The sequence below is a fragment of the Flavobacterium sp. DW-iso2 genome (assembly GCF_058725285.1).
This window is the reverse complement of sequence record NZ_JBZXDY010000019.1, coordinates 26,153-53,093: the sequence shown is the minus strand read 5'-3', so window position 1 is coordinate 53,093 and position 26,941 is coordinate 26,153. Positions and strand designations below refer to the sequence as shown.

At 35.3% G+C, this 26,941-nt stretch carries 26 protein-coding genes; 13 read left to right on the top strand and 13 right to left on the bottom strand.

Translation table 11 applies throughout. The features are described 5' to 3' along the window. Nucleotides 1-2 precede the first annotated feature (2 nt). The 3 genes from AC4PRO_RS12975 to AC4PRO_RS12965 form a co-directional block, all read right to left on the bottom strand. Nucleotides 3-1,730 (bottom strand): phospho-sugar mutase, encoded by a 1,728-nt coding sequence (locus tag AC4PRO_RS12975; RefSeq protein ID WP_492117631.1) that lies wholly within the window; start codon nucleotides 1,728-1,730, stop codon nucleotides 3-5. A 119-nt stretch (nucleotides 1,731-1,849) separates the two neighbouring features. Continuing rightward, nucleotides 1,850-2,806 (bottom strand): glycosyltransferase family 2 protein, encoded by a 957-nt coding sequence (locus AC4PRO_RS12970; protein WP_074723504.1) that lies wholly within the window; start codon nucleotides 2,804-2,806, stop codon nucleotides 1,850-1,852. Between the two features lie 9 nt (nucleotides 2,807-2,815). Then, entirely contained in the window at nucleotides 2,816-3,349 is a 534-nt protein-coding gene (locus tag AC4PRO_RS12965; RefSeq protein ID WP_074723505.1) for a DUF4199 domain-containing protein, read from the bottom strand. 233 nt (nucleotides 3,350-3,582) lie between these two features. On the opposite strand from AC4PRO_RS12965, the gene AC4PRO_RS12960 reads away from it, so the two are divergent. The 4 genes from AC4PRO_RS12960 (at nucleotide 3,583) to AC4PRO_RS12945 (ending at nucleotide 8,737) form a co-directional block, all read left to right on the top strand. Next, on the top strand, nucleotides 3,583-3,834 hold the full coding sequence (locus tag AC4PRO_RS12960; RefSeq protein ID WP_074723506.1) for a type B 50S ribosomal protein L31: 252 nt from the start codon (nucleotides 3,583-3,585) through the stop codon (nucleotides 3,832-3,834). A 151-nt stretch (nucleotides 3,835-3,985) separates the two neighbouring features. Continuing rightward, nucleotides 3,986-5,161 (top strand): GlmU family protein, encoded by a 1,176-nt coding sequence (locus AC4PRO_RS12955; protein ID WP_492117630.1) that lies wholly within the window; start codon nucleotides 3,986-3,988, stop codon nucleotides 5,159-5,161. 308 nt (nucleotides 5,162-5,469) lie between these two features. Beyond that, complete coding sequence (locus AC4PRO_RS12950; protein ID WP_492117629.1) at nucleotides 5,470-6,933, top strand: alanine/glycine:cation symporter family protein; 1,464 nt, start codon at nucleotides 5,470-5,472, stop codon at nucleotides 6,931-6,933. Nucleotides 6,934-7,102: 169 nt separating this feature from the next. Beyond that, nucleotides 7,103-8,737 (top strand): ABC-F family ATP-binding cassette domain-containing protein, encoded by a 1,635-nt coding sequence (locus AC4PRO_RS12945; RefSeq protein WP_074723509.1) that lies wholly within the window; start codon nucleotides 7,103-7,105, stop codon nucleotides 8,735-8,737. A 112-nt stretch (nucleotides 8,738-8,849) separates the two neighbouring features. Here AC4PRO_RS12945 and AC4PRO_RS12940 read toward each other — a convergent pair whose 3' ends face one another. Then, nucleotides 8,850-9,134, bottom strand: coding sequence for a GNAT family N-acetyltransferase (locus AC4PRO_RS12940; RefSeq protein ID WP_074723593.1), 285 nt, complete (start codon nucleotides 9,132-9,134; stop codon nucleotides 8,850-8,852). A gap of 806 nt (nucleotides 9,135-9,940) precedes the next feature. Between AC4PRO_RS12940 and AC4PRO_RS12935 the strand changes: the two genes are divergently transcribed. The 3 genes from AC4PRO_RS12935 to AC4PRO_RS12925 are packed head-to-tail and all read left to right on the top strand — an operon-like array spanning nucleotide 9,941 to nucleotide 11,929. After that, complete coding sequence (locus AC4PRO_RS12935) at nucleotides 9,941-10,615, top strand: alpha/beta hydrolase (RefSeq protein WP_492117628.1); 675 nt, start codon at nucleotides 9,941-9,943, stop codon at nucleotides 10,613-10,615. A gap of 37 nt (nucleotides 10,616-10,652) precedes the next feature. Then, nucleotides 10,653-11,546 carry a lytic transglycosylase domain-containing protein gene (locus AC4PRO_RS12930; RefSeq protein WP_492117627.1) on the top strand — a complete coding sequence of 298 codons (894 nt, stop codon included), beginning with the start codon at nucleotides 10,653-10,655 and terminating at the stop codon, nucleotides 11,544-11,546. 17 nt (nucleotides 11,547-11,563) lie between these two features. Beyond that, complete coding sequence (locus tag AC4PRO_RS12925; RefSeq protein ID WP_074723595.1) at nucleotides 11,564-11,929, top strand: sulfite exporter TauE/SafE family protein; 366 nt, start codon at nucleotides 11,564-11,566, stop codon at nucleotides 11,927-11,929. 161 nt (nucleotides 11,930-12,090) lie between these two features. On the opposite strand, the gene AC4PRO_RS12920 is transcribed toward AC4PRO_RS12925, so the two are convergent. Beyond that, entirely contained in the window at nucleotides 12,091-12,606 is a 516-nt protein-coding gene (locus AC4PRO_RS12920; protein WP_492117626.1) for a DUF2892 domain-containing protein, read from the bottom strand. A gap of 164 nt (nucleotides 12,607-12,770) precedes the next feature. Here AC4PRO_RS12920 and rpmH point away from each other — a divergent pair, with 164 nt between their 5' ends. Together rpmH and carB are read left to right on the top strand one after the other, a co-directional pair. Further along, nucleotides 12,771-12,932 carry a 50S ribosomal protein L34 gene (rpmH, locus tag AC4PRO_RS12915; RefSeq protein ID WP_074723512.1) on the top strand — a complete coding sequence of 54 codons (162 nt, stop codon included), beginning with the start codon at nucleotides 12,771-12,773 and terminating at the stop codon, nucleotides 12,930-12,932. A gap of 156 nt (nucleotides 12,933-13,088) precedes the next feature. Further along, nucleotides 13,089-15,941, top strand: a complete 2,853-nt coding sequence (carB, locus tag AC4PRO_RS12910; protein WP_074723513.1) for a carbamoyl-phosphate synthase large subunit — start codon at nucleotides 13,089-13,091, stop codon at nucleotides 15,939-15,941. Nucleotides 15,942-16,092: 151 nt separating this feature from the next. On the opposite strand, the gene AC4PRO_RS12905 is transcribed toward carB, so the two are convergent. From AC4PRO_RS12905 to AC4PRO_RS12870, 8 genes are all read right to left on the bottom strand, one after another. Then, nucleotides 16,093-16,401: a DUF3784 domain-containing protein gene (locus AC4PRO_RS12905; protein WP_492117625.1), complete on the bottom strand. Its 309-nt coding sequence runs from the start codon at nucleotides 16,399-16,401 to the stop codon at nucleotides 16,093-16,095. Nucleotides 16,402-16,430: 29 nt separating this feature from the next. Further along, nucleotides 16,431-17,471, bottom strand: a complete 1,041-nt coding sequence (locus AC4PRO_RS12900; protein ID WP_074723515.1) for a zinc-dependent alcohol dehydrogenase family protein — start codon at nucleotides 17,469-17,471, stop codon at nucleotides 16,431-16,433. A gap of 194 nt (nucleotides 17,472-17,665) precedes the next feature. Then, complete coding sequence (locus AC4PRO_RS12895) at nucleotides 17,666-18,106, bottom strand: GNAT family N-acetyltransferase (RefSeq protein ID WP_492117624.1); 441 nt, start codon at nucleotides 18,104-18,106, stop codon at nucleotides 17,666-17,668. Next, nucleotides 18,106-18,999, bottom strand: a complete 894-nt coding sequence (locus AC4PRO_RS12890) for a DUF808 domain-containing protein (protein ID WP_074723517.1) — start codon at nucleotides 18,997-18,999, stop codon at nucleotides 18,106-18,108. Before AC4PRO_RS12890 ends, AC4PRO_RS12895 begins: the two co-directional genes overlap by 1 nt. 6 nt (nucleotides 19,000-19,005) lie before the next feature. Next, nucleotides 19,006-19,896, bottom strand: a complete 891-nt coding sequence (locus tag AC4PRO_RS12885; protein WP_492117623.1) for a dienelactone hydrolase family protein — start codon at nucleotides 19,894-19,896, stop codon at nucleotides 19,006-19,008. 38 nt (nucleotides 19,897-19,934) lie between these two features. Further along, nucleotides 19,935-20,618, bottom strand: coding sequence for a nitroreductase family protein (locus AC4PRO_RS12880; RefSeq protein ID WP_492117622.1), 684 nt, complete (start codon nucleotides 20,616-20,618; stop codon nucleotides 19,935-19,937). A 135-nt stretch (nucleotides 20,619-20,753) separates the two neighbouring features. After that, nucleotides 20,754-21,413, bottom strand: coding sequence for a dienelactone hydrolase family protein (locus AC4PRO_RS12875; protein WP_492117621.1), 660 nt, complete (start codon nucleotides 21,411-21,413; stop codon nucleotides 20,754-20,756). A gap of 35 nt (nucleotides 21,414-21,448) precedes the next feature. Then, nucleotides 21,449-22,084 (bottom strand): phosphoribosyltransferase, encoded by a 636-nt coding sequence (locus AC4PRO_RS12870; protein WP_492117620.1) that lies wholly within the window; start codon nucleotides 22,082-22,084, stop codon nucleotides 21,449-21,451. A 558-nt stretch (nucleotides 22,085-22,642) separates the two neighbouring features. Here AC4PRO_RS12870 and AC4PRO_RS12865 point away from each other — a divergent pair. The 4 genes from AC4PRO_RS12865 (at nucleotide 22,643) to AC4PRO_RS12850 (ending at nucleotide 26,918) form a co-directional block, all read left to right on the top strand. Further along, the gene (locus tag AC4PRO_RS12865) at nucleotides 22,643-23,608 is read left to right on the top strand and encodes an ion channel (protein WP_074723520.1); all 966 of its coding nucleotides are present in this window, start codon (nucleotides 22,643-22,645) and stop codon (nucleotides 23,606-23,608) included. A 67-nt stretch (nucleotides 23,609-23,675) separates the two neighbouring features. Further along, nucleotides 23,676-24,572, top strand: coding sequence for a MerR family transcriptional regulator (locus AC4PRO_RS12860; RefSeq protein WP_074723521.1), 897 nt, complete (start codon nucleotides 23,676-23,678; stop codon nucleotides 24,570-24,572). A gap of 34 nt (nucleotides 24,573-24,606) precedes the next feature. Further along, entirely contained in the window at nucleotides 24,607-26,076 is a 1,470-nt protein-coding gene (gene crtID / locus AC4PRO_RS12855; RefSeq protein WP_492117619.1) for a bifunctional phytoene desaturase/3,4-desaturase, read from the top strand. Between the two features lie 2 nt (nucleotides 26,077-26,078). Next, nucleotides 26,079-26,918, top strand: a complete 840-nt coding sequence (locus tag AC4PRO_RS12850) for a phytoene/squalene synthase family protein (protein ID WP_074723523.1) — start codon at nucleotides 26,079-26,081, stop codon at nucleotides 26,916-26,918. Nucleotides 26,919-26,941 lie beyond the last annotated feature (23 nt).

Genomic DNA, 26,941 nt, shown 5'->3' with positions numbered 1-26,941 from the left:
AGTTAATTTAATTGCATTGCAGTAATAATAGTTGCAATTTTTTGGTTTAAAACAGCTTCTAGTTCTTGGAAGTCCGCTACGTCATCTAATATCGTGTTTACACTAATGTAGAATTTTATTTTTGGCTCTGTCCCACTTGGTCTGGCGCAAATTTTAGAACCGTCTTCGGTGTAATAAATCAATACGTTCGATTTAGGAATGCTCATTTCTATTTCTGAACCGTCTAATAGGTTCTTAGCCATTGAAGATTGATAGTCTTCCACTATTATCACCCTTTGTCCATTGATTTCTTTTAATGGGTTTTCACGCAAATCAATCATCATCTGGTTTATTTCTTGCAATCCTTCCATTCCTTTTTTAGTAATCGAAACTAAAAATTCTTTGTAAAATCCGTGATCTACATACAATTGTTGTAATTCTTTGTAAACAGTGCTTCCTTTAGCTTTGGCTTGTGCCGCTAGTTCGCAAATTAATAGTGTAGCGGCAACGGCATCTTTATCACGTACGGCATCACCTACCATATATCCAAAGCTTTCTTCGCCACCACCAATAAACTCTTTTTCAGGAAAGTCTTTGATCATTTTGGCAATCCACTTAAATCCCGTCAAACCAATTTTACATTCTACATCGTAGCTTGTAGCTAATTCCATCATCATCGGAGTAGAAACAATCGTCGAACCTACAAATTGATTACCATTAATTTTACCTGCATTTTTCCATTTTTCTAATAAAAAGGCGGTCATCAAAATCATGGTTTGATTTCCGTTTAACAAAGTCATTTGCCCTTCGTTATTTCGAACAGCAACACCTAAACGGTCGCAATCAGGATCAGTCCCAATAACGATATCTGCATTTGTTTTTTCAGCTAAAGCTAACGCCATTGTCAAGGCTTCTGGCTCTTCTGGATTTGGAGATTTTACTGTAGGGAAATCACCGTTTGGAACCGCTTGTTCAGGAACAATATGTACGTTTGTGTATCCGGCTTTAGATAAAGTATCAGGAACTAAAGTTATAGAAGTCCCGTGTAGTGAAGTAAAAACGACATTTAAGTTTTCTTTTGCTTCAGCGGGAGTATTAAAACTCGCGTTTTCAATAGATGACTTTATGAAAGCGGCATCCACTTCTGCACCTATATAGTGAATTAAATCTTCATTAGCTTCAAACTTAATTTGATTGAAGTTCAGCTTTTCGATAGTATTTATTATTGCTTCGTCTTCTGGAGGAACAATTTGTCCGCCATCTTCCCAATAAACTTTGTATCCGTTATATTCAGGAGGATTGTGTGATGCTGTAAGTACAATTCCACATTGGCATCCTAAATGCTTAACAGCAAATGATAATTCTGGTGTAGGTCTTAATTCTGAAAATAAAAATACCTCTATCCCGTTTGCAGAGAAAACATCGGCAACCACTTTTGCTAAAGTGTCGCTATTGTGGCGACAATCATAAGCGATGGCAGCTTTTAAAGGTTGGTTAGGAAACGCTTTATGCAAATAATCAGAAAGTCCTTGCGTGCTTTTTCCAAGGGTGTATTTATTGATTCTGTTGTTTCCTACGCCCATTACGCCGCGCATGCCACCCGTTCCAAATTCTAGGTCTTTGTAGAAACTTTCTTCAAGTTCTTTAGGGGAACCAGCTATTAATTCTTTGACAGCTTGCTGTGTTGCAGCATCAAATGTTGGGGTTAACCATTCATTTACTGCATTCAAAATGTTTTGCTTAATTTCCATTTTTATATGTTTTTAAGTTTTTAGTTCAATTTTAGGAGCTAATCCTGCTATTCGTTACAATCTTTTATGCTGAACCCCAGCATAAAAGGATTTTCACTACTATCAGGGCTAGGGGCAAATTATAAATTAACCTCGCTCGAAATTTTATAACGTTCTTCGTTGCTTTTAGTACGTAAAATAATTTCGCCAAGAAATCCCGCCAAAAACAATTGAGTACCCAATATCATCGTCGTTAAGGCAATAAAAAACCAAGGATTGTCCGTTACTAAGCTATAGCGCACATTAGTATACATATGGTATAGTTTTGAAACTCCAATGTATCCTGCCAGTAAAAACCCGATAATGAACATTAGCGAACCCATGGCTCCAAATAAATGCATTGGTCTTTTTCCAAATCGCGACAGAAACCAAATGGTAATTAAATCCAGAAATCCATTGATGAAACGCTCCATTCCAAATTTAGTTTCCCCGTATTTGCGAGCTTGGTGTTGCACCACTTTTTCGCCAATTTTCCCAAAACCAGCATTTTTTGCCAAAACCGGAATGTATCGGTGCATTTCACCCGAAACTTCAATGTTCTTTACCACTACATTTTTGTATGCTTTTAGTCCACAGTTGAAATCATTCAGTTCTACACCAGAGGTTTTTCTAGCGGCCCAGTTGAATAATTTTGAAGGTAGGTTTTTAGCCACCACTGAGTCGTAGCGCTTCTTTTTCCATCCAGAAACTAAATCAAAATTTTGGGAAGTAATCATATTGTATAAGCCTGGAATTTCTTCAGGACTATCTTGTAAATCGGCATCCATTGTAATGATAACATCGCCTTTAGCTTTAGCAAAACCAGCATGTAGAGCTTGAGATTTACCAAAGTTTTTCATGAAACGAATTCCCTTTACATTTGGGTTTTCAGTCGCAAATTTTTCGATAATCGACCAAGAATTGTCCGTGCTACCATCATCTAAAAAGATGATTTCATAGGAGTAATTGTTCGATTGCATCACTTTAATAATCCAAGTATAAAGCTCTTTAAGTGATTCTTCTTCGTTAAGAAGGGGTATAAGTATGGATAAATTCATTGATTTGTGTTATTCTCTTGATGAAGGTTTGCTTTTAAAAAATGCAGCCAGAATTAGTCCTAATATACCACAGAAAAATAAGGTAAAAACAGACCCTTTTAATTGTTCTACTACTGAAAATGGATCTGTTTCCTTTAATTTTCCGATCATTTCATTTAAAGTTGTCGGAGGAACTCCAAATTTTTCGGAAGTGCTAATTAGGTATTTTACCGTAAGATCCAGAAGGGAGTCTTTTATAGAGGGGTCGATGAAATTGAATAAAATAATTTTAAATGCAACAGATATTAATATTCCAATAAGAGCACATATAAAATAGGTAGTAAATGCATCTTTAAAAACAAAAACACCGTTTAATTCTTTTTTAGTTTTGGACAATAATATAATTGGGATGATTATGTAAACTGAAAAAGTTAAAAGATTTGTCCACCAAGCAATGAATAGAGAGATGTCTATGGCGTAGATGACTGCCGTTATTAACGACAATATGACTCCGGTTACGACTCCATAGCTAAGTCCATTTCTTTTTATAATTTCATTTATCATTACAACTGTTTTAAGATTAATGCACAAATATAGCAATTCCCAATATATTGGGCTACAAAAAACAGTTTTTACGATTTAATAAAAAAAAAGAAAACAAAGATTTGTTTATTCAAAAATAATTGTAAATTTGCACACTCAAAATAATATTGTAAAACAAAAAGTTATAATGAGTTTACACCTTTTCTGTCGAAAGAAAAGCTTCAAAACAAATTGTAACCAAACAAATAAAAAAGATGAAAAAAGGTACGCACCCAGAAAATTACAGATTAGTTGCATTTAAAGACATGTCAAATGAAGACGTTTTTATCACTAAATCTGCTGCGGATACAAGAGAAACAATTACAGTTGATGGTGTTGAATACCCAGTTGTGAAATTAGAGATCTCTAGAACGTCTCACCCTTTTTACACAGGAAAAAACAAACTTATCGATACTGCAGGACGTATTGACAAGTTCAAAACTAAATACGCTAAACACGTTAAATAATTTTAACTTGTTTTTAAATACACTAAAGCCTTCCTTATCGGGAGGCTTTTTTATTTTTATCTATTTGAAAACTTTGTAACTTTGACCTTTATTTAAAAACAAATTAATGTATGGCCAAGTCAATACTTGACCTTTCACAAATAAACATTTTATGAATTACATACTTTTTGACGGACCCGCTCGAAATGCCTTATTGCCTTTTACATTTACACGTCCTGTAGCTGATATTCTTATTGGGATTATGACGATTCGTCAAAAATGGGAGATGCATTTGGGTTCTACCACCACAACATTAACGGAGGAATATTTATCAGATAAATACCCGATGGTGGAGTTAGAAGAGAATGTAATGATTAATGCTTCGTTTCTTCCTAATGCTGTTCTAGTTGAAATGATCAGTAATCTTGAGGCCAATCAGGTTATTTTTAGAGGAGAAGATGTTGTTGCGTTTTATACGGATGAAAATCAGGAAGAAGTGAATTTTGATTCCTACGAGATTATTGAATATAATGACGACTGCTTAACAGTGATGCATACTTGGGATATTTTTTCGAAAAATGATGCTGCTATTCGTGAAGATTTTGAGTTTTTGACAGTAGATCGAAAATCAAAACCAATTCCGAAAAGTGTCAATGTGCTTGGACATGAAAATATATTCATCGAAGAAGGAGCTAAGTTAGAGTTTGTGACTTTAAACGCTACTTCAGGTCCTATTTATATAGGGAAGGATACTGAAATTATGGAAGGCTCCGTTATCCGTGGGCCGTTTGCATTGTGTGAAGGAGCGGTAGTGAAAATGGCGGCTAAAATATACGGTGCTACTACTGTAGGGCCTCATTCTAGAATAGGAGGAGAAGTAAACAACTCGGTTATTTCTGCTTATTCTAATAAAGGACATGATGGATTTTTAGGGAATTCAGTACTTGGGGAATGGTGTAACATTGGCGCAGACAGTAATAATTCGAACCTAAAAAATAACTACGAAGAAGTGAAATTATGGAGTTACGAAACAGAAGGTTTTGCTAAAACTGGACTGCAGTTTTGTGGATTGATGATGGGGGATCACAGTAAGTGTGGAATTAACACCATGTTTAATACAGGAACAGTCGTTGGAGTTAGTACAAATATTTTTGGAAGTGGCTTTCCACGTAATTTTGTACCAAGTTTTTCCTGGGGAGGTGCTTCTGGGTTTACTACCTATATCACTAAAAAAGCATTTGAAACGGCAAGGATTGTAATGAGTCGCAGGAATGTAGATTTTGATGAGAAAGACGCCGCTATTTTAGAACATGTTTTTGAGGAAAGTAAAAAATGGCGAAAAGAGTAATTGCTTTGTTAGATTAAAAAATAGTATAAATGCTTCATTATCTTGTAATGAGGCATTTTTTTGTTGTTGTGGTGGTTTGTTTTTGATAATTATTTTAATACAGGGTGTAATTAGTGTTAAAAAACAGAATTTTGTTTAAAACAGACTGTTTTTAGAAGTATTTGTTTTTTGGTTAAATGAATAGTTTATGTTATTTTATATAGCAGTTCGTTAGTTTTTTTTATTGATATGTTATAGTTTTATAAAAAAAAAGTTGCAAAACGTTTGTTTTGCTCTTTTTTTGATAATTATTAATGTAAAATATATTTATGGAAGAGGTTATTGGAATGTTAAATGATATTATTTGGAGTAATGCCTTAATCGTTTTGTGTTTAGGAACGGGACTTTATTTTTCTATAAGAACACGTTTTTTGCAAGTGCGTCATATCAAAGAGATGTTCCGATTGTTATTTGATGGTAAAAGTTCAGAATCTGGAGTTTCTTCTTTTCAGGCATTATCAATGTCTTTGGCAGGTAGAGTAGGTACAGGGAATATTGCAGGGGTAGCTACGGCAATTGCTTTTGGAGGTCCCGGAGCTTTATTCTGGATGTGGATGGTTGCTTTTTTAGGAGCCAGTACAGCTTTTGTAGAGGCGACTTTAGCACAAATTTATAAAGAGAAACATTTGGGTGAATTTCGCGGGGGACCTGCCTTTTATATTGAGAGAGGGTTAGGCGTGAAATGGTTTGGTATTTTGTTTGCGATAGTTTCTATTATCTCGGCAGGAGTGTTATTGCCTGGAGTTCAAGCTAATTCTGTTGCCGACGGAATACAGAATGCATTCGAAATTGAAACTTGGAAATCAGGAATAGTAGTAGCATTAGTATTTGGAGCTATTGTGTTTGGAGGTGTTAAAAGAATCGCCAAATTTACAGAATTCGTCGTTCCGATAATGGCCATTGGTTACATCCTTATTGTTTTGGTAATTATAGCAATTGATATCGATCAACTTCCGGGAGTTATTGTTTTGGTTTTTAAAAGTGCTTTTAATATGGAAGCTGGTTTTGGAGCTGTATTTGGTTTAGCCATTCAATGGGGTGTCAAAAGAGGGATTTATTCAAACGAAGCGGGTCAAGGAACAGCGCCTCATATTGCAGCGGCAGCAAATGTTTCGCATCCCACTAAACAAGGTTTGGTGCAGTCATTTTCTGTTTATATCGATACTTTATTAGTGTGTTCGGCTACTGGATTTATGTTGCTGATAACAGGTAAATATAATGTTCAAAGTCCTGTGTTAGGGGTAGATGGTGCTACACAATTTTTATATCAAGGAGCAGAAAATGTTTCTGCTGGTCCTGGGTTTACACAAAGCGCGATGGATAGTGTTTTTCCTGGTTTTGGTTCTTATTTTGTTGCTATTGCGTTATTTTTCTTCGCATTTACTACGATTTTAGCTTATTACTATATTGCTGAAACGAATATCTCTTATTTGACAAGGAATTTGAATTCTCCTATTTACAGTCATTTACTTAAAGTATTGATGATGGTAGTGATTATGTATGGTTCTATTAATCAGGCAAAATTAGCTTGGAATATTGGAGATTTAGGAGTGGGATTAATGGCTTGGTTTAACATTATTGCTATTATTCTGCTGCAAAAGCCAGCATTGTTGGCCTTGAAGGATTACGAAAAACAACGAAAGGCAGGCAAGGACCCTGTATTTAATCCAGAGGATATTGGTGTTTCAAATGCCCATATATGGAATACGATAAATAAAAATAAAGAAGAGTAGTTCATTTTTACTACTGCCTTTAAAAGCTTCTAGAGATCAGATTTTATTCTGTTTCTAGAAGCTTTTATTTTTTAGCGAACAAACTACTTAATTAATCTATCTTTGCACTTTTAAAAAATAACTCGGTTTTCAAATTGATGATCAGCCGAATTTACAAATCTATAATTCAATGATTACAGTTAACGATATTTCAGTACAGTTTGGTGGAACTACCCTTTTTAGCGATGTTTCTTTTGCTATTAATGAAAATGATAAGATTGCCCTTATGGGTAAAAATGGAGCAGGAAAGTCAACACTTCTTAAAATTATTGCTGGGCAAAGCAAACCGTCAACAGGGAATATCTCTGCACCAAAAGAGGCTGTAGTAGCTTATTTGCCTCAGCATTTGTTGACTACTGATGGGGCTACTGTTATTGAAGAAACTTCTAAAGCATTTGGCGAAATTTTCGGCATGAAAGCGGAGATAGATGAAATCAACGAGCAATTGACGATTCGTACGGATTATGAAAGTGATGCGTACATGAAGTTGATTGAGCGCGTTTCTGATTTAAGTGAGAAATTCTACGCAATTGAAGAAGTAAATTATGAAGCTGAAATAGAGAAAATATTAATAGGATTGGGTTTTGTTCGTGAAGATTTTACAAGACAAACTTCTGAATTTTCTGGAGGATGGAGAATGCGAATTGAGTTGGCTAAAATACTTTTGCAAAAACCAGATTTGATTTTGCTCGATGAGCCTACCAATCATATGGATATTGAAAGTATTCAATGGTTAGAGGATTTCTTGATTAATTCGGCCAAAGCGGTGGTGGTGATTTCACATGACAGGGCCTTTGTTGATAATATTACGAATCGTACCATAGAAGTAACTATGGGGCGTATTTATGATTATAAAGCCAAGTATTCTCATTATTTAGAATTGCGTAAAGACCGTCGTATGCATCAGCAAAAAGCTTATGATGAACAACAACGTATGATTGCGGATAATAGAACTTTTATTGACCGTTTTAAAGGGACTTTTTCTAAAACGGATGCCGTTCAATCGCGTGTTAAAATGTTAGAGAAGCTGGTTATCGTACAAGTGGATGAAGTAGATACTTCGGCATTGAAATTAAAATTTCCTGCAGCGGTTCGTTCTGGACAGTACCCAGTAATTGTAAAAGATTTGTCAAAAGCATATGGAGACCATGTAGTTTTCAAGGATGCGAATATTGTTATTGAAAGAGGAGAGAAGGTTGCTTTCGTTGGAAAAAATGGTGAAGGTAAGTCAACCATGATTAAAGCCATCATGAAAGAAATTGGTATTGATGCAGGAAGTCTAGAGATTGGTCATAATGCGCAAATTGGTTATTTCGCTCAAAATCAAGCGTCTTTATTAAATGAAAATGCTACTATTTTTGAAACGATAGATGATATTGCTGTTGGTGATGTTCGTACAAAAATTAAAGATATCTTAGGTGCTTTCATGTTTCACGGAGATGATGTTACTAAGAAAGTAAAAGTGCTTTCTGGTGGAGAGAAAACGCGTTTGGCAATGATAAAACTATTGTTGGAACCAGTTAACTTGTTGATTCTGGATGAACCTTCAAATCACTTGGATATGAAGACTAAAGACATCATTAAAGATGCGCTACGTGATTTTGACGGGACTTTGATCTTGGTTTCTCACGACAGGGATTTCCTTGACGGATTAGCGACAAAGGTTTTTGAATTTGGAAATAAAAGAGTAGTAGAGCATTTTGAAGATATTACAGGTTTCTTAGCACACAAGAAAATGGATAGTATGAAGGAAATCGAAAAATAATTTTTTATCTAATTATAAAAAAGGCATAAGTTGATTCTTGTGCCTTTTTTTGTTAAACTAGATATTAGTAAAAAAAGCGTTTGAACATACTAAATGATACAGCCGCTTTTTCTTAAAGCCTAATTCCAGGAGGAAGCAGTTCTTTGTAAATGGGGTTTTTTTTAAAAAACACCACGATTTTCGGAAGTATTGGAACTACTTTTAATTTTCGTTCAATGGCAATTGCCATTATTTCAGAAAGTAACTGAGCTACAAATTCTTCATTTTCAAATTGATCTGGTGTATTTATTTTTGTCAAAAATATTTTTTTTTCTTGAAAAGAATATTCAACTGAAACTAACCCTTCTTCTACTGTAGTTTCAAATTGTCTTGCGAAAGTATTGTCTTTGATTTCCATGATGATATTAGATTGTTCCATATTGTTTGTTTAAGTATTTATGACTTGGGTAATGTTTATCCAAGTTTTATTATTGAGGATTTATTGGTATTTTAACCAATAAATTTTTTAGATTTAGTGTTGTTTTTATTTCAAATTAATAAAAACCAACCGCTTTCTTGATTGCTTCTGGCTATCAAAACTTGGTTATTTAATGCTAATGACCCTAAGTAAAAAAAAACAGATAAACGCCGTTTTATAGTGAAGTGTACCTTATGTATTGTGGTAGTGTTGTTTTCTAAAATTAAAAAAATTAAAAAAAGTTTGTCAATGAACCAATATTATATTTATAGTGTTGTGTTTTTTTTATAAAAAAACCTTTACAAAGGTATCGCTTTGCTTCTCAGTATCAAATTATTTTAACTTATAACTTAATGTTAACTTACTCTTTGTCAGTAAAAATAGGTCCTTACAGTGTTTTTGTAAGTTAATTTTGGCTCGTATTAATTTCGCAGTGTTCTACTCTTGTTAGGGTACTTATGGCCTGAATCACTTATCCACTTTTAATGCTTTATTACCGAATGGAGTTTTAATATTTTAAGATAAATTGGAAGGGAATGGCATAAATATCCAAAGGAAAGGTAGCAATTGATCTTAGGTTATCCTAAAGCTGCTATGCCTTCAGTTTTAGATTTCTGAAGTGAATTAGTCATAATTTAATGCTAATATAAAGGAAGATTCGAAGTTGGTTTCAATAAAAAAATTAATTTTATAGGAAATTTGTAATAATTAGATGGCAATCTGTTGTAAAATTAGGGAACACAATTATGAGTAAAATACCAGTTTATTTTATGCCGGGATTAGCGGCCAGTGCTGCAATTTTTGAGAGAATACAGCTTCCGGATGTTGATTTTGAAGTACATCTTTTAGAATGGGAGATTCCGCTGGCTAAGGAGTCTTTGGACGAGTATGCTAAAAGAATTGCCGAAAAAATTAAACGTGAAAACCCAGTTTTAATTGGCGTTTCGTTTGGTGGTATTCTGGTTCAGGAAATGGCAAAGCATATTGATGCTAGAAAAGTAATTATCATCTCGAGTGTAAAAAGTAATTTGGAATTCCCCCGAAGGATGAAAATTGCCAAGACCACTAAGGCTTATAAGTTGATTCCGATGAGTTTGATATTGAATTTGGAGAATTTAGCTAAATTTTCCTTTGGTGCAAAAATTAATCATCGATTGAAATTATATGAAAAATTCCTGTCAGTTCGCGATATCGGATATTTAGAATGGGCAGTAGAGAAAGTAATTCTTTGGGATAGGACAGTCGTTGATGAAAGCGTAATCCATATTCATGGTGATATGGATGATGTTTTTCCAATAAAGTATATCAAAGAATGTACCGTAGTAGAGGGAGGAACCCATATCATGATTTTGAATAAATACAGGTGGTTTAATGCTAATTTGGCAGCTGTTATTTTAGATACAAAGGCAACTGTGGATTGATTGTTGCGGCCTGATATACATGCTAAAAACGAGAAAAATGAAAAGAATAGAAAGAATAAGTATCATCCTTACAATAGTTTTTGCAAGTGGTCTTTTGATTTTTGCGACTGCTTATGAACCCAAAGACAAAATAGATAAAGCTTATGTGTCTTCCTATTTTCCTGCCACGGCTAATTTTGCAGGAGAAGAGACACCGCTGAGAATTTCGGATGTCAAAGAACGCTTGGATCGAGAGTTGGTCGTGAACATAAATCTTCATGCTTCCACTATTTTAGCAATAAAAAGAGCGAACCGAGCTTTCCCTGTTATTGAACCCATTCTTAAAGAAAACGGTATTCCTGATGATTTTAAGTATCTAGCAGTGATAGAAAGTGGTTTGGTCAATGCAGTATCTGGTGCCGGTGCGAGAGGAGTATGGCAATTTATGCCTGAAACAGCTAAGGAAAGAGGGATGGAAGTGAATGATATTGTTGATGAGCGCTACGATTTAGAAAAATCGACACAGGCAGCTTGTAGTTATTTTTTAATTGCGAAAGCAAAATTTGGAACCTGGACATTAGCTGCTGCCTCATATAATGGAGGAATGGCTGGGGTAAATAGGCAAATGGATATTCAAAAAGAATCCAATTACTATGATTTGCTGCTTACCGAGGAGACGTCTCGTTATGTATTCCGAATTTTAGCACTAAAGGAAATTATGAAAAATCCTGAAAAATATGGGTTCTCTTTGGCAGACGAAGAATTATATACGATATTGCCAACCAAAAAAATTGCCGTGGACAGTACCGTTTTGGACTTAGCCGATTTTGCCAAAGCACAGGGTATAAACTATAAGATTTTGAAAATTCACAATCCTTGGCTGAGGGATAAAAAATTAGAAAATCCAACCAATAAAAAATATACAATCGAAATTCCATTAAGTGGATATTAATCTAAAACGACATGAAAATGACGATTCAAACTATAATTTTGTTAATGTGCATTGGCTTGACTGCTGGCGTTTTGAGTGGATTAATTGGAATAGGAGGAGGGATTATAATGGTTCCGCTTTTGTTGTTGATGGGATTTACACAAACACAGGCCCAGGGAACTAGTTTAGCTGCTTTATTGCCGCCAGTTACCTTGCTTGCCGTAATAAATTATCATAAAGCGGGATTTATAGATTGGCGCTTTGCCATCATAATTTCACTGGTGTTTGTGGTAGGCGGTTATTTCGGAAGTAAATTGGCTATTCATATTGATCAAAAAATATTAAAGAGAGTTTTTGCAGTTACTTTATTGGTTATTGGAGGATTTCTTCTCTTTGAAAAATGACGAAAGGAAAAGGTGGTAGAGTACCGTGCTTTTGGAGATTGTATAAAAAAATGCAGCTTCGCAATTACTATTTTTCAATAGACCTGCGAAGCTGCGTTTTTTATCACTGAGATTAAGTATAATAAAAAAGGGCAAAATGAAATCATTTGCCCTTTTTTAAATTATATCTTTTTCATTTGACCTTTCATCATGGTAATCTGTTCTTTCAGCATACCTTGTTTGTCTAGTCTTTTTGCTTCGTTAAGAAGGTTAGTGGCTTCTAGCTTTCTTCTTCTTGACATCGCAACTCCTGCCAGATTCAATTTGGCAACAGCCAAGTCCATATCCATAGACAATCCCAATTCGATTGCTTTTTTGAAATATTTCTCTGCTTGATTGATATTAGTTTGCGAAAGCATGATTCCGTGTAGGTAATTGAAGTACCCTTGTTGTTTTCTTACTAAAGCAGATTTTGGATTTTTAATGAATGACAACCATTTTTTTGCTCCTTCAAAATCTTGTTTTCTTAGTTTTAAGAATGCTAAAAGGATGAATTCATTTTTGAAATAAAGGAAAATCGGAATTGCAGTCAATAATATAAGGAAAATCCCATTGCCGATATTGTTTTCAGTAAATTGCCAAATGCCAGTAATTACGAGAAGTCCGGCGATAATAAGTTTGATATTCTTGTGAAACATAGTGAGTTTGTTTTATGAACGCAAATATAGTAAAATGAATTGAAAATATTTTTACAAAACTACTTGTGAGAAAAAAAAGTCTTTGTATATTTGCACTCGGTTTTAGGGTAACAGATATTCAAAAACGGGAAGACATATAAATAAGATTTTAAAGATACAAAGCAATGAGCAAAAGAACGTTTCAACCATCGAAAAGAAAAAGAAGAAATAAGCACGGATTCATGGACAGAATGGAGACTCCGAATGGAAGAAAAGTTCTTGCTAGAAGAAGAGCTAAAGGAAGACATAAGTTGACTGTTTCTTGCGAACCAAGACACAAAAAATAATGTTTGTATAAACATAAATAAGGCGTTACTTTTTTTAGTATCGCCTTTTTTTATACCTAATCGTTAAAATTTAATGAAGGTTCAGGGTTAAGGTATTTAAGTTCAGTAACTTTAGCCTTTCTAAAAATAACTACACAACACAATAATTTCAATACAATGCCAAAAGATACATCCATAAAATCAGTCTTAATTATAGGTTCAGGTCCTATTGTTATTGGTCAAGCATGTGAATTTGATTATGCAGGATCACAATCAGCTCGTTCTATCCGTGAGGAAGGAATTGAGGTTATCCTTATAAATTCGAATCCGGCAACGATTATGACCGACCCATCCATGGCCGATCATATTTATTTGAAACCCCTAACAACTAAGTCGATCATTGAAATTCTAAAAGCACATCCTCAAATCGATGCTGTCTTACCTACTATGGGTGGACAAACGGCTTTGAACTTGTGTTTAGAAGCAGATGAAAAAGGAATTTGGCAGGATTTCGGAGTAAGAATGATAGGTGTTGATGTAAATGCCATTAATATTACTGAGGACAGAGAGCAGTTTAAACAATTGCTTAAGAAAATTGGAGTACCGTCTGCACCTGCAGAGATATGTACTTCTTACCTTAGAGGTAAAGAGATTGCACAGGAATTTGGTTTCCCGTTAGTGATTCGTCCTTCTTTTACTTTAGGAGGAACTGGAGCAGCTATTGTGTATAAAAAAGAAGATTTTGATGAACTTTTAACCAGAGGTTTAGAAGCATCACCCATTCATGAGGTGTTGATTGATAAAGCTTTAATGGGTTGGAAAGAATATGAGTTGGAGCTCTTGAGAGATAAAAACGACAATGTTGTAATTATCTGTTCGATCGAAAATATGGATCCTATGGGAATTCATACTGGAGATTCCATCACAGTGGCGCCAGCGATGACGTTATCTGATCCGACTTTCCAAAGAATGCGTGATTATGCAATTTTGATGATGCGTAGTATTGGTAATTTTGCAGGAGGTTGTAACGTGCAGTTTGCCGTTTCGCCTGATGAAAAAGAAGATATCGTAGCAATTGAAATTAACCCTCGTGTATCGCGTTCTTCTGCATTAGCGTCTAAAGCAACCGGTTATCCTATTGCAAAGATTGCTACCAAATTAGCTTTGGGGTACAACTTAGATGAATTACAAAATCAAATTACCAAATCGACTTCGGCTTTATTCGAACCGACTTTGGATTATGTAATTGTAAAAATACCACGTTGGAACTTTGATAAATTCGAAGGAGCTGATAGAACTTTAGGACTTCAAATGAAATCGGTTGGTGAAGTGATGGGAATTGGACGTTCGTTCCAAGAAGCTTTGCACAAAGCCACGCAATCATTAGAAATAAAACGAAATGGTCTAGGTGCTGACGGTAAAGGGTATACAAACTACGAACAAATTATCGAGAAACTGACTTTTGCAAGTTGGGACCGTGTTTTTGTGATTTACGATGCTATTGCCATGGGAATTCCTTTGAGTCGTATCCATGAAATCACTAAAATTGATATGTGGTTCTTGAAACAATATGAAGAACTTTATACCTTAGAGAAAGAAATTTCTACTTATAAAGTAGATACTTTGCCAAAAGAATTGTTGCTGGAAGCGAAACAAAAAGGTTTTGCCGACAGACAAATTGCGCACATGGTAGGTTGTCTTGAAAGTCAGGTACACGCTTTGAGAATGACCATGAATGTCAATCGCATATTCAAATTAGTGGATACTTGTGCGGCAGAGTTCAAAGCAAAGACACCTTATTACTACTCGACTTTTGAAGCCGAAATTGAAAAGGCAGACGGAACACGTTATGTAGACAATGAAAGTATTGTTACTGATAAAAAGAAAATAATTGTTCTTGGGTCAGGCCCAAATAGAATTGGACAAGGAATCGAATTTGATTATTCTTGTGTACACGGAGTATTGGCTGCTCAAGAGTGTGGTTACGAAACTATCATGATCAACTGTAATCCAGAAACAGTTTCGACTGATTTTGATACAGCAGACAAGTTGTACTTCGAACCAGTTTTCTGGGAGCATATCTACGATATTATCCAACATGAGAAACCAGAAGGAGTAATTGTACAGCTTGGTGGACAAACTGCTTTGAAATTAGCTGAAAAATTATCTAAATACGGAATAAAAATTATAGGAACCAGCTTTGATGCTTTGGATTTAGCCGAAGATAGAGGACGTTTCTCTGAATTGCTAACGGAATTAGAAATTCCTTTCCCACAATTTGGAATTGCAGAAACAGCTGATGAAGCGTCTGCTTTAGCTGATGTATTAGACTTTCCATTATTGATTCGTCCTTCTTATGTGTTGGGTGGTCAGGGAATGAAAATTGTAATCAACAAGCAAGAACTGGAAGAACATGTTGTCAATTTATTGAAAACCATTCCAGGAAACAAATTGCTTTTAGACCACTATCTTGATGGTGCGATTGAAGCTGAGGCTGATGCGATTTGCGACGGAGAAAACGTGTACATCATAGGAATTATGGAGCATATTGAACCGTGCGGTGTGCACTCTGGAGATAGTAATGCAACATTGCCACCGTTTAATTTGGGTGAATTTGTAATGCAACAAATAAAAGACCATACTAAGAAAATTGCACTAGGTTTAAGAACTGTAGGTTTAATCAATATACAGTTTGCGATAAAAGACGATATCGTTTATATTATCGAAGCTAATCCTAGAGCATCTCGTACCGTTCCATTTATTGCAAAAGCCTACGGTGAACCTTATGTGAACTATGCGACTAAAGTTATGTTAGGCCACAATAAAGTAACGGATTTCAAATTCAACCCACAGTTGAAAGGATATGCCATCAAACAACCAGTTTTCTCTTTCAGTAAGTTCCATAATGTGAACAAAGCATTAGGACCAGAGATGAAATCAACAGGAGAAAGTATCTTGTTTATTGATGACCTGAAAGACGATCAATTCTACGAATTGTACTCTCGAAGAAAAATGTATTTGAGCAAATAAGCTTGAATTGAATATATTGAAAAGCCCCTTGATTGGGGCTTTTTTTATAGAATGAATTTTGAAATATTTATACTTTTCAAAGGATTCATACTTATGGTGTCCATAGTCTCCCGATTTTTTGCAGTGAGTTTTCAAATGGACTAGTCATAAGTCATCCTTTAATTTTGTATTTTTTTGAATTGGATTTAATCAACAAATATGGAACTCCAATAAGTATGGAACTCCAAAAAGTATAATCTTCAATTTTTGGACTTTCAAACCATTTCGCAGTAAAAAAGCCAATAATAATTAGTAAAGCCATACCAAACATCGCATTTTTAAATACTGTTGCAATTCCTCTAATGTCCTGTTTTTTCTTTTCCTCCTTCGGCATGGTATTATAACCTGCTATTAGGAAATTCATTTTCCCGTATTTTATTAAAACACCAAGAATTATAAATAATATAGCAACTACGATCATTTTTCTATTCTGTTAATTACGGCCATTATTTATTCATTAGTAATAATTATTTTCAACGCTTTTTCTTCTGCAGCATTTAAAAACACTTGATACGCATGCTCAAGTTCAGAAAGAGGGAAACGATGTGTAATCATTTTCTTTAAATCTATACTATTACTTGAAACTGCTTTTAATAGCATCGGAGTTGTATTTGTGTTTACAAGTCCAGTAGTTATGGTTAGGTTTTTAATCCACAGTTTTTGAATATCAAAATCTACTTTTACACCATGAACGCCTACATTGGCAATGTGAGCTCCTGGTTTAACTATTTTTTGACAAATATCCCAAGTTGAAGGAATACCAACCGCTTCAATAGCCACATCTACACCATCACCACCCACTATTTCTTTAACGGCTTCTTCAACGTTTGTAGTTCCAGAATTAATAGTATGTGTAGCACCTAATTCTTTGGCTAACTTAAGGCGGTTGTCATCTAAATCAATCATGATTATTTTAGAGGGAGAGTAGAACTGCGCTGTTAAAAGGACAGACATCCCTACCGGACCTGCGCCAACTATTGCAATTTCATCGCCAGGCTTTACGTTTCCGTATTGAACCCCTATTTCATGGCCTGTTGGCAGAATATCGCTTAACAAAACGGCTATTTCATCATCAATGCTTTCAGGGATTCTATGTAAGCTATTATCAGCATGCGGAATTCTAACATATTCTGCTTGAACGCCATCAATCATATATCCTAAGATCCAACCTCCATCAGTACAATGAGCATACATTTGTTTTTTACAATATTCGCAAGAACCACAAGAAGTAATACATGAGATTAATACTTTTTCTCCCTTTTTAAATTGCGATACACTAGGACCAACTTCTTCAATAATACCTATTCCTTCATGACCAAGAATACGTCCACTTTCAATTTCGGGATTTTTACCTTTGTAAATACCTAAGTCTGTTCCACAAATAGTTGTTTTTAATACTTTTACAATTACATCTGTTGGTTTTATGATTGTTGGTTTAGGTCTTTCTTCTAAAGCGATTTTATGATCGCCATAATAAACTAATGCTTTCATTTTTTTTCTGTTTTTAGATTTTATTAAAGATAGTCAACTTTTATAGATGTACTACCCAATAGCGTATATTTCTAAAATTAAACACATACTATTTTATTTAATTACTATTCTCAGTTCTTATAGGAGTTTGAATTTCAGTTCTTTTACTGTGATTGTGTTATGGTACATCTTGTAGTCGTGGATATTTATAGCTTTTAATTTGCTACTCGAATTCTCATGTGTTCATGAGGAATACCAACCTCCGTAAAAGGATCGTCATAGATTTCAAACCCTAAATTTAGATAAAAGGGAACGGCATTGTCTCGTGCGTGGCAAACCACTTCTTCAATTCCATTAGATTTGCAAAAAGACAGCAATTCCTTTACTAGTAATTTTCCAATGCCTTTTCCTTGCTGGTTGGTTTCAACAGCCATCTGCATCAGTTGGGTTTTGGTTTTTATAGGATTTAGCGGATTCAATACCACGCATCCGATAACAGTATCATTTTCAACCGCCACAAAATGCCAGGCTTTTTCATCGTGCATTTCCCAAGTATGGTCTGGAATACCAATGGGGCGCAGTAAAATACGGTTTCTTAAATCTTGTTCATTTGGGTAAAGAGCATTGCTGGTATCGATTTGTTTTATCGCAATCATTAATTTGTAGTGTCTGGATTTTTAACGGCATTGTTTTTCTTGCCAAATATTTTTTTAAATGCTTTCACAATCACTAATGCTAAGATTCCACCAACTAGTCCAGCAAGGGATTCTCCTACTATTGAAGGCAGGTTTTGTAATAAATGATGCAGCGGTTCAATTTTGTGCATGAATATTCCTCCTGCGACCAAAATCAAAGCGATGGTTCCTACAAAGCCTAGGCTTTTAATAACTATGGGTAGTAATTGTATCAGCTGCTTACCAATAAATTTAGAGGTTTTACTTTTATTAGCTGTTAGTAGCATTCCTAAATCGTCCATTCGTACAATCGCGGCTACAATTCCATAGACTCCTACGGTGGCTAAAAAGGCGATAAAAGTGACTACAATAATTTGGGTAGCAATCGGTTTTCCTTCTACACTACCCAAGGCTATAATCACGATTTCTATCGATAATATAAAGTCAGTTAATATGGCTGCTTTTATTTTTCCTTTTTCGAGCGTTAATACTTCCTCTTTACTAGGAATTATGGTTTCAATTTTAACGACCTCATGTTCATGAGGAATTATATATTCGTATATTTTTTCGGCACCTTCGAAAGCAAGATAAATAGCTCCTAATATAAGTACGACCGTGATTAACCACGGTACAAAATAACTTAATAGCAATGCCAGCGGTAGGATGATCAATTTATTTAACAAAGAGCCTTTTGTTATGGCCCACAATACGGGAATTTCTCTAGAGGAAACAAATCCTGATGCCTTTTCAGCATTGACAGCCAAATCATCACCTAATATTCCTGCGGTTTTTTTGGTCGCGATTTTACTCATCACCACAACGTCATCCATAAGTGCTGCAATATCGTCCAGCAGTGCAAAAATTCCTGATGCCATAATCTATTATTTGTTTAGTTTTTGTTTAAAAAAATCAATTGTTCGTGTCCATGATACCGTAGCCGCAGCTTCATCATATCTGGGGGTTGTGTTGTTGTGAAAACCATGATTGACTCTGGGATAGAAAAAAGCAGTATTTTCTACTTTGTTCTTTTTGAGAATGGCTTCATAGGCAGGCCAACCCTCATTTACTCGGCTATCTAATCCTGCGTAGTGCAGTAATAGCGGAGCTTTTATTTGCGCGGCTTCTTCGGTAGTGGGCTGACCACCGTAATAGGGCACCGCTGCCGCTAAAGTTGGGATTTTAACCGCCATCATATTGGCTATCCAACCTCCAAAACAAAAGCCTACAACACCTACTTGACCATTACAGTCTTTGTGAGACTTGAGATAGTCATAGGCTGCAATGAAGTCTTCGAGCATTTCTTCACGTGTCCGTTTTTTTTGTAATTCTCTTCCATCGTCGTCGTTCCCTGGATAACCGCCTAATGGAGATAAGGCATCCGGTGCTAAAGTGATGAACCCTTCTAAGGCAGCTCTTCGGGCTACATCTTCGATATAAGGGTTTAGTCCGCGATTTTCGTGTACTACGATAACTCCGGGTAGTTTCTTTTTTGTCCCCGTTGGCTGAGATAAAAGCGCCTTGATTTTTCCTCCACCTTTCGGGGATTCATAGGTCATGTATTCTGATTTTAACCTTGGATCACCAGGTTTAATCAAAATAGAATCCAAATAATTAGGCGTCATAAAACTAAGTAAGGAAGGAACAGTAAGAGCTCCTACGGCAAACAAGGATAATTTTTCAACAAACCTTCTTCTATCAATTTTGTTGTGGGCGTAGTCATCGTATAGGTCAAATACTTCCTGACTAATATCTTCTTTAGTTAATTTCTTCATAGTCCTTACATTTATATAATGGTACGCTTTTGTAGCAATCAATAGAAAACACAAATGTCTTCGAGTCCTTTTCTTTGTATGTCCGGAACCCAACAGTCTTCGGCTGGATAGCCCACTGGAATCAATAGAAAAGGTTTTTCATTTTCCGGTCGGTTTAGGGTTTTGGTCAAGAAATTCATTGGGCTAGGAGTATGGGTTAAGGAAACCAAACCAGCATTATGTATTGCTGCCAACAAAAAACCGGCGGCTATGCCCACACTTTCTTGAACATAATAATTATTTTTCTTCTTGCCGTCAGTAGCAAATTCATAAATGCGCCTAAAAACGATGATGAGGTAGGGAGCGGTTTCTAGAAAAGGCTTGCGCCAATCTGTTCCTAAAGGTTTTAAATCTTCGAGCCAATCGCTTGACATACGGGATTCATAACTTTGTTGTTCTTCTTCTTCGGCAGCGATACGGATTTGTTTTTTAATTTCGGGATTTTCGACCACGCAAAAAGTCCACGGTTGTTTGTGCGCGCCCGAAGGAGCCGTAGAAGCTGTTTTTAGTAGATTTTCAATCACTTCGCGAGGTACAGCTCGATTTGAAAATTCCCTTACTGAACGCCTGCTGTCCATAGCTTCATAAAAAGAGATGGAGCGCTCTAGCATTTCTTCGTTAGAAAGAATGGGTTTAGTGTAACTAATATAAGGATGGTCTTCAATTAATTTTTTATCGAGCATTTTGAATGTTTGTTTCTTATTGTCAAATATAAAAAAAAATGAGTCTAAATTGTAGATTTACTGCTCAAGTATGTGTTTCTTTCGAGAACTAAAAAAATCCCATGATTGGGATTTTAGAAGTATTGTGATTGGAATTTAATGATACTCCTTTTCAGTTGCCAAATGTTTTTTATACCAACTAATCCCTAGATCAGCGACTTCTGAGAGTTTTCCTGGTTCTTCGAATAGATGGGTGGCCCCGGTCACAACTTTCATTTCTTTTGTGCAATGTAATTCGTCATAAGCCGTTTTGTTCATTTCGATTACAGGCATATCATCGCCGCCTACAATTAGTAACGTAGGAGCCGTCACCTGATGCAAGGCGCTTAATGCTAAGTCAGGTCGACCGCCGCGAGAGACCACCGCTTTTATCACATCGCCAAAATAAGCCGCTGCCCGCAATGCTGAAGCCGCTCCTGTACTGGCTCCAAAATAACCAATGGGTAAACCTTTCACTTCTTTATATTTCATAAGCCATTCAGTCGTCTCGATCAAGCGGCTGACTAATAGATCGATATTAAATCTATTTTCGTAAACGCTATCTTCTTCTACTGTCAGCAAGTCAAATAGTAAAGTACCTATTTTTTGTTTTTGAATGAGTTTAGCCACCATTCTGTTTCTGGTACTGAACCGACTACTACCACTTCCATGGGAAAATACAACAATTCCAGTTGCCCCTTCGGGAATTATTAAATTTCCTTTTAGTGTCACATAAGTTAAGGGGATGTCTAGTTCTAGTTTTTTCATAATTTTCATTCTTAGAATAAGTAATTTTTTGTCTTATATAGTATTCAAGCAATGGGGTAGGTGGTTCCTAGCATTTGGATTACTTCTTCGTCTTCAACCTGCTGAAAATCTTCATAAAATCCGCCCACGCCCCTGAAATGTTTTGAGGCGATCAAATAGACGAGTTCATCCGTTTTTTTTTCAAATAGGGGAATAGTGTCGTAGGGTAAGACTGGAACGGCAACAATTATTCTTGCAGGATGCTGTTTCCGCAACATTGCTATACTTGCTAGCAGGGTGTTTCCTGTAGCTATTCCATCATCTACGAGGATAACATTCTTATGCTTAATGACTAGGGGTTCTCTATCGCCTCTATAGCGTTTGTATTTTTCGCGAAGGACACTACGGAGTCGGACAATTTCATTTTCTACGTATTCCTTTGAGACATCAAGATGTTCATCTATAACGGTAGAATCCATCGAAACGGCGCCAATTGCAAATTCTTTATTGGAGGGATGCCCAATTTTTTTAGAAAGTACAATGTCTAAAGGAAGTTGTAAATTTTTAGCAATTTCATAACCCAGGGGTACACCTCCTCTGGGTACGGCCAAAACAACCGAATTACTATTTTTGTACTTTTTCAATTTTTTCGAAAGCAAAATGGCGGCTTCCATTCGGTTTTTTAAAATCTCGTTATACATGTCTTATTGTTTTATACGATAAAATACTACTTTTTACATAAAGGTACTGATTTTCAGTTAGTTCTGAAATGGTAAATATAAATTTATTTGTATTATAAAATTTATTCGTTGGATTTTTTGTGACAATCCCAAGGGACTGCTATTCAGTTTCTGGAACTAATAAGGAAGGTCAAACTGCCAAAAAGGATTTGCCGGTAATGTCCTCATTGAATTAGATTTTATAGACTAAAAATCAAATAAAAAGAGTTGGTGTTGCGAGTTTGGGCTGTAATTGATAACGGACTTTAAACTTTTTTCACGAAGGGGCTTGATTGTTTATTAGTTGTAAATCAACTGTATATAAAAGTTAATTGAAAAACAATATCCTTGTGTTACATTATTTCTAAGTATTCTGCTGCTAAAGGGCTTATGGTTTATGCGACTCATTGTTGAAGGTGTTTTGAAGCGGATTTAATTAGGAATGTTTATCGTTGTTTATGATGGTCAGTTTATGATGGAACATAATTCTTGGATGCTAATTAATTTTATCTATTTTTGGTTTTATATAAGACATAGGAAATGGCATTGTTAGAAAGAATAAACTTAAGAGCAAAAGCAGATAAAAATACAGGATTTGGCACTAATGCTAGTAGTTATGGCGGCCGTTTTGTGAATAAAAACGGAAGCGCTAATGTAGAAAAGCGAGGGATGCCTATTTTACAGCGCATTAGCTGGTATCACACAATGATTGATATGGCAGTGTGGAGATTTATGCTGATTGTTCTCTCCTTTTATGTGAGTATCAATTTTATATTTGCCACTATTTATTATGTAATTGGGATCGAACATTTAAACGGAATTACAAGTACAGATAGTGAATGGGTAAAATTTGGACAGGCTTATTTTTTTAGCGCACAAACGTTTACCACCGTTGGTTATGGACATATCAGTCCCACCGGTTTTTTGACCAGTGCACTTTCAGCTGCCGAGGCTTTAATAGGTTTGTTAAGTTTTGCCATTGCAACAGGATTGTTCTTTGGAAGATTTAGTAAACCCACCGCTTTTCTAAAATTCTCTCACAATGCGGTGATTGCGCCTTACGGAGAAATTTCAGGGCTGATGATACGCTTAACACCTTTTAAAAATACGAATTTTACTGATGCAGAAGCTAAAATAACTCTGGGAATGAGCATTGAAGAAAACGGAAAGAAGGTCAATAAATTCTACTCGTTGGATTTAGAATTGGAAAAGGTTAATGCACTTCCATTAAGCTGGACCTTAGTACACCCCATTACGGAAGAAAGTCCCCTATACCAATTTACAAAAGATGATTATGCTAATACGCAAGGTGAAATCCTTGTTTTTGTGAAAACATTTGATGATATGTTTAGTAATACCGTCGCTACTCGTACTTCCTATACTTTTGAGGAAGTAATTTACGGGGCTAAATTTGAACCAATGTACACCCGAAGTACCGACAATTCTAAAACTATTTTGTATTTAGACAAACTGAATTCCTTCGAGAAAGCTCCTTTAAACGGATAGTTTTAATTTGTTTTCAGATTTATAACAAATAAATAAACTATATTTGTTTAATAAATATGAATAAATAATGAACAATATAAAAAATGTTTTTAGTATTAAGGATCTTGAAAATCTTTCTGGTATAAAAGCACACACCATACGTATTTGGGAAAAAAGATATAATGTGCTGCAACCCATGCGCACAGATACTAATATCAGATTGTATGATTTAGCGAGTTTGCAAAAACTGTTGAACATTACTTTATTACACGATTACGGATATAAAATATCTAAAATTTCTGCTTATCCAGAGGATCAAATTCCGCTGATGGTAAGGGAAATTGTATCTTCAAAGAGTGCTAAAAATCATGCTATTACCGCTTTCAAAATGGCGATGATGAACTTTGATCAAGAACTTTTTTTAAACACTTACAATTGGCTGAATGAAGAAAAGTCATTCAAGGAAATATTTCATCAGGTATTTATTCCTTTGCTTGAAGAATTAGGTTTGTTATGGCAAACTGATACTATAACTCCCGCTCACGAGCATTTTATCAGCTACTTAATCAAACAAAAAGTATTAGTCAACACAGAAAAACTTCAGGCGGAAAAACCTATTAAATTAGACAAGGTTTTTGTACTTTCACTTCCGATGAATGAAATACATGAGTTGGGGTTGATGTATCTGAATTACGAAATTTTGTTAAGTGGTTATAAAACAGTCTATTTAGGGGAGAGTATGCCCATTGATAACTTAAAAGACCTGAAAAAACATTTTGAATCCATTGTTTTTGTGTCTTATCTAACGGTTCAGCCGGAACGAAATGTAATTAACGAGTATATAGCTCAAATGACAGATGAATTATTAGATGATACTACTGAACTCTGGTATACCGGATGGTTGACTCAGTTTATTGACAAAGAAAATCTATCTGATAGAATAGTCGTTTTTAATTCTATGGCAGAATTAATAGAAAAAATATAGGTTTTGTTTAATGATTTTGTATATTTGCTAAACAATGAAAAGAAAAATTACAATTATAGGTTCTGGGTTTTCAGCATTGTCTGCTGCTTGCTATCTGGCTAAAGGAGGACACGAAGTCGTGGTTTTCGAAAAGAATGAAACAATAGGCGGTAGAGCAAGGCAATTAAAAAAAGATGGTTTTACATTTGATATGGGGCCAAGTTGGTACTGGATGCCAGATGTTTTCGATAGGTTCTTTGCTGATTTCGGTAAAAAGACAACAGATTATTATGAGCTTATAAAATTGTCTCCCGCTTATCGGGTTTACTTTGGTGTTGACGAATTTATTGCGATCGCAGATAATTTAGCAGAAATTGAGGCTACTTTTGAAGCCATCGAAAAAGGAAGCGGAAAGATCTTGCACGAATTCATAACAGAGGCAAAAAGTAACTATGATATTGCCATAAAAGATTTAGTGTACCGCCCAGGAGTATCACCGCTAGAGTTGGTAACTGTGGAAACAACGAAGAAGATAGGGCAGTTTTTCAGCAATATCAGTCGCGATGTCCGCAAGAAGTTTAAAAACGAACGATTAATACAAATTCTTGAATTCCCTGTTTTATTCCTAGGAGCAAAACCGTCTGACACGCCGTCTTTTTATAGTTTTATGAATTACGCCGATTTCGGAATGGGAACTTTTCATCCAAAAACAGGAATGTTTGACGTTGTACGAGCTATGGAAACACTCGCAAGAGAACTTGGGGTAACTTTTCATACTGATGCTAATATTGAAAATATTATTGTCGAAAATAAAACGGCAACAGCAATTGTTGTGAACGGCGAAACGATCGCCTCAGATCTGGTTTTAAGTGGTGCTGATTATCATCATACCGAAACATTATTAGACAAGGAATATCGGGCTTACTCAGAAAAGTATTGGGATAGCCGAGTTTTCGCACCTTCATCCTTATTGTTTTATGTAGGTTTTGATAAAAAAATAGAAAATATATCGCATCATGCCTTGTTTTTTGATGTCGATTTTTATCAGCATGCAAAGGATATATATGATAACCCTCAATGGCCAAAAGAACCCTTGTTTTATGCTAACTTCCCTTCTGTTACTGATAAGACTGCCGCTCCCGAAGGAATGGAAGCAGGTTTCTTTCTGATTCCGTTAGCACCTGGAATTAATGACTCGGAAGAGCTTAGAGAGGAGTATTTCAATAAAATAATCGATCGTTTTGAGGATTTGACTCAACAAAAGTTAAAAAATAATATTATCTTTAAGATATCGTTTTGTAAAAATGATTTTGTTAAAGAGTATAATTCATACAAAGGGAATGCCTATGGAATGGCGAACACTTTATTGCAAACGGCCTTTCTAAGACCAAAACTAAAAAGCAAAAAAGTACGTAATTTATATTTCACGGGACAATTGACCGTTCCTGGACCCGGTGTTCCACCAGCATTAATTTCAGGAAAATTAGTGTCAGATTTAATTAATAAACAATTTTTAGAGCAATAATTATGAAGCAATTATTTGACGACGTATCATTCAAATGCAGTAAGCTGGTAACAAAAAGCTATAGCACTTCATTTTCCTTGGCGGTATATATGCTTGCACCAAGTATCAGAGATGCAATATATAGCATTTATGGTTTTGTGCGGTTTGCTGATGAAATAGTGGACTCTTTTCATGGTTTTGACAAAGAAGATTTGATTAACGATTTCGAAAAAGAATATTATAAAGCCTACAATGCAGGAATAAGTTTGAACCCCATATTAAATTCCTTTCAAAGTACCGTGAAAGAATATAATATTACGGATGATCTTATTCAGGCTTTCTTAAAAAGCATGAAACTTGACTTAATCAAATCAGATTATAACAGTCTTGAAGAGTATAATGAGTACATTTATGGCTCTGCTGATGTGGTAGGATTGATGTGTCTTAAAGTTTTTGTAGCTGGTAAAGACCAGAAATATGAGCAATTAAAAGGAGAAGCCATGCGATTAGGGTCTGCTTTTCAAAAAGTAAATTTCCTAAGAGATCTGAAAGAGGACAACCTGCTATTAAATAGAAATTATTTTCCAGGGATCGATTTGAACTCTTTCGATGAAAAGGCTAAAAATGCAATTATAAAAGAAATTGAAGAGGATTTTAGGATTGCCTTCGAGGGTATTGTAAAGTTGCCTATTGAAGCTAAATTTGGAGTATATACCGCCTATGTTTATTATAAAAAATTATTAAAAAAATTAGAAAACACTCCTTATCACCAAATTGGAAATGAAAGAGTTCGGGTTTCTAATTATACCAAAGCAGCATTATTGGCACAATCTTTCGTGTCGTATAAGCTGAAACTGGTATAAGTCCACAAACACCTATTTCCAGC

Excerpts from the sequence above, each read along its gene's own strand:
- AC4PRO_RS12975 (WP_492117631.1), bottom strand. The coding sequence starts at position 1,730 with ATGGAAATTAAGCAAAACATTTTGAATGCAGTAAATGAATGGTTAACC.
- AC4PRO_RS12970 (WP_074723504.1), bottom strand. The coding sequence starts at position 2,806 with ATGAATTTATCCATACTTATACCCCTTCTTAACGAAGAAGAATCACTT.
- AC4PRO_RS12965 (WP_074723505.1), bottom strand. The coding sequence starts at position 3,349 with ATGATAAATGAAATTATAAAAAGAAATGGACTTAGCTATGGAGTCGTA.
- AC4PRO_RS12960 (WP_074723506.1), top strand. The coding sequence starts at position 3,583 with ATGAAAAAAGGTACGCACCCAGAAAATTACAGATTAGTTGCATTTAAA.
- AC4PRO_RS12955 (WP_492117630.1), top strand. The coding sequence starts at position 3,986 with ATGAATTACATACTTTTTGACGGACCCGCTCGAAATGCCTTATTGCCT.
- AC4PRO_RS12950 (WP_492117629.1), top strand. The coding sequence starts at position 5,470 with ATGGAAGAGGTTATTGGAATGTTAAATGATATTATTTGGAGTAATGCC.
- AC4PRO_RS12945 (WP_074723509.1), top strand. The coding sequence starts at position 7,103 with ATGATTACAGTTAACGATATTTCAGTACAGTTTGGTGGAACTACCCTT.
- AC4PRO_RS12940 (WP_074723593.1), bottom strand. The coding sequence starts at position 9,134 with ATGGAAATCAAAGACAATACTTTCGCAAGACAATTTGAAACTACAGTA.
- AC4PRO_RS12935 (WP_492117628.1), top strand. The coding sequence starts at position 9,941 with ATGAGTAAAATACCAGTTTATTTTATGCCGGGATTAGCGGCCAGTGCT.
- AC4PRO_RS12930 (WP_492117627.1), top strand. The coding sequence starts at position 10,653 with ATGAAAAGAATAGAAAGAATAAGTATCATCCTTACAATAGTTTTTGCA.
- AC4PRO_RS12925 (WP_074723595.1), top strand. The coding sequence starts at position 11,564 with ATGACGATTCAAACTATAATTTTGTTAATGTGCATTGGCTTGACTGCT.
- AC4PRO_RS12920 (WP_492117626.1), bottom strand. The coding sequence starts at position 12,606 with ATGTTTCACAAGAATATCAAACTTATTATCGCCGGACTTCTCGTAATT.
- rpmH (WP_074723512.1), top strand. The coding sequence starts at position 12,771 with ATGAGCAAAAGAACGTTTCAACCATCGAAAAGAAAAAGAAGAAATAAG.
- carB (WP_074723513.1), top strand. The coding sequence starts at position 13,089 with ATGCCAAAAGATACATCCATAAAATCAGTCTTAATTATAGGTTCAGGT.
- AC4PRO_RS12905 (WP_492117625.1), bottom strand. The coding sequence starts at position 16,401 with ATGATCGTAGTTGCTATATTATTTATAATTCTTGGTGTTTTAATAAAA.
- AC4PRO_RS12900 (WP_074723515.1), bottom strand. The coding sequence starts at position 17,471 with ATGAAAGCATTAGTTTATTATGGCGATCATAAAATCGCTTTAGAAGAA.
- AC4PRO_RS12895 (WP_492117624.1), bottom strand. The coding sequence starts at position 18,106 with ATGATTGCGATAAAACAAATCGATACCAGCAATGCTCTTTACCCAAAT.
- AC4PRO_RS12890 (WP_074723517.1), bottom strand. The coding sequence starts at position 18,999 with ATGGCATCAGGAATTTTTGCACTGCTGGACGATATTGCAGCACTTATG.
- AC4PRO_RS12885 (WP_492117623.1), bottom strand. The coding sequence starts at position 19,896 with ATGAAGAAATTAACTAAAGAAGATATTAGTCAGGAAGTATTTGACCTA.
- AC4PRO_RS12880 (WP_492117622.1), bottom strand. The coding sequence starts at position 20,618 with ATGCTCGATAAAAAATTAATTGAAGACCATCCTTATATTAGTTACACT.
- AC4PRO_RS12875 (WP_492117621.1), bottom strand. The coding sequence starts at position 21,413 with ATGAAAATTATGAAAAAACTAGAACTAGACATCCCCTTAACTTATGTG.
- AC4PRO_RS12870 (WP_492117620.1), bottom strand. The coding sequence starts at position 22,084 with ATGTATAACGAGATTTTAAAAAACCGAATGGAAGCCGCCATTTTGCTT.
- AC4PRO_RS12865 (WP_074723520.1), top strand. The coding sequence starts at position 22,643 with ATGGCATTGTTAGAAAGAATAAACTTAAGAGCAAAAGCAGATAAAAAT.
- AC4PRO_RS12860 (WP_074723521.1), top strand. The coding sequence starts at position 23,676 with ATGAACAATATAAAAAATGTTTTTAGTATTAAGGATCTTGAAAATCTT.
- crtID (WP_492117619.1), top strand. The coding sequence starts at position 24,607 with ATGAAAAGAAAAATTACAATTATAGGTTCTGGGTTTTCAGCATTGTCT.
- AC4PRO_RS12850 (WP_074723523.1), top strand. The coding sequence starts at position 26,079 with ATGAAGCAATTATTTGACGACGTATCATTCAAATGCAGTAAGCTGGTA.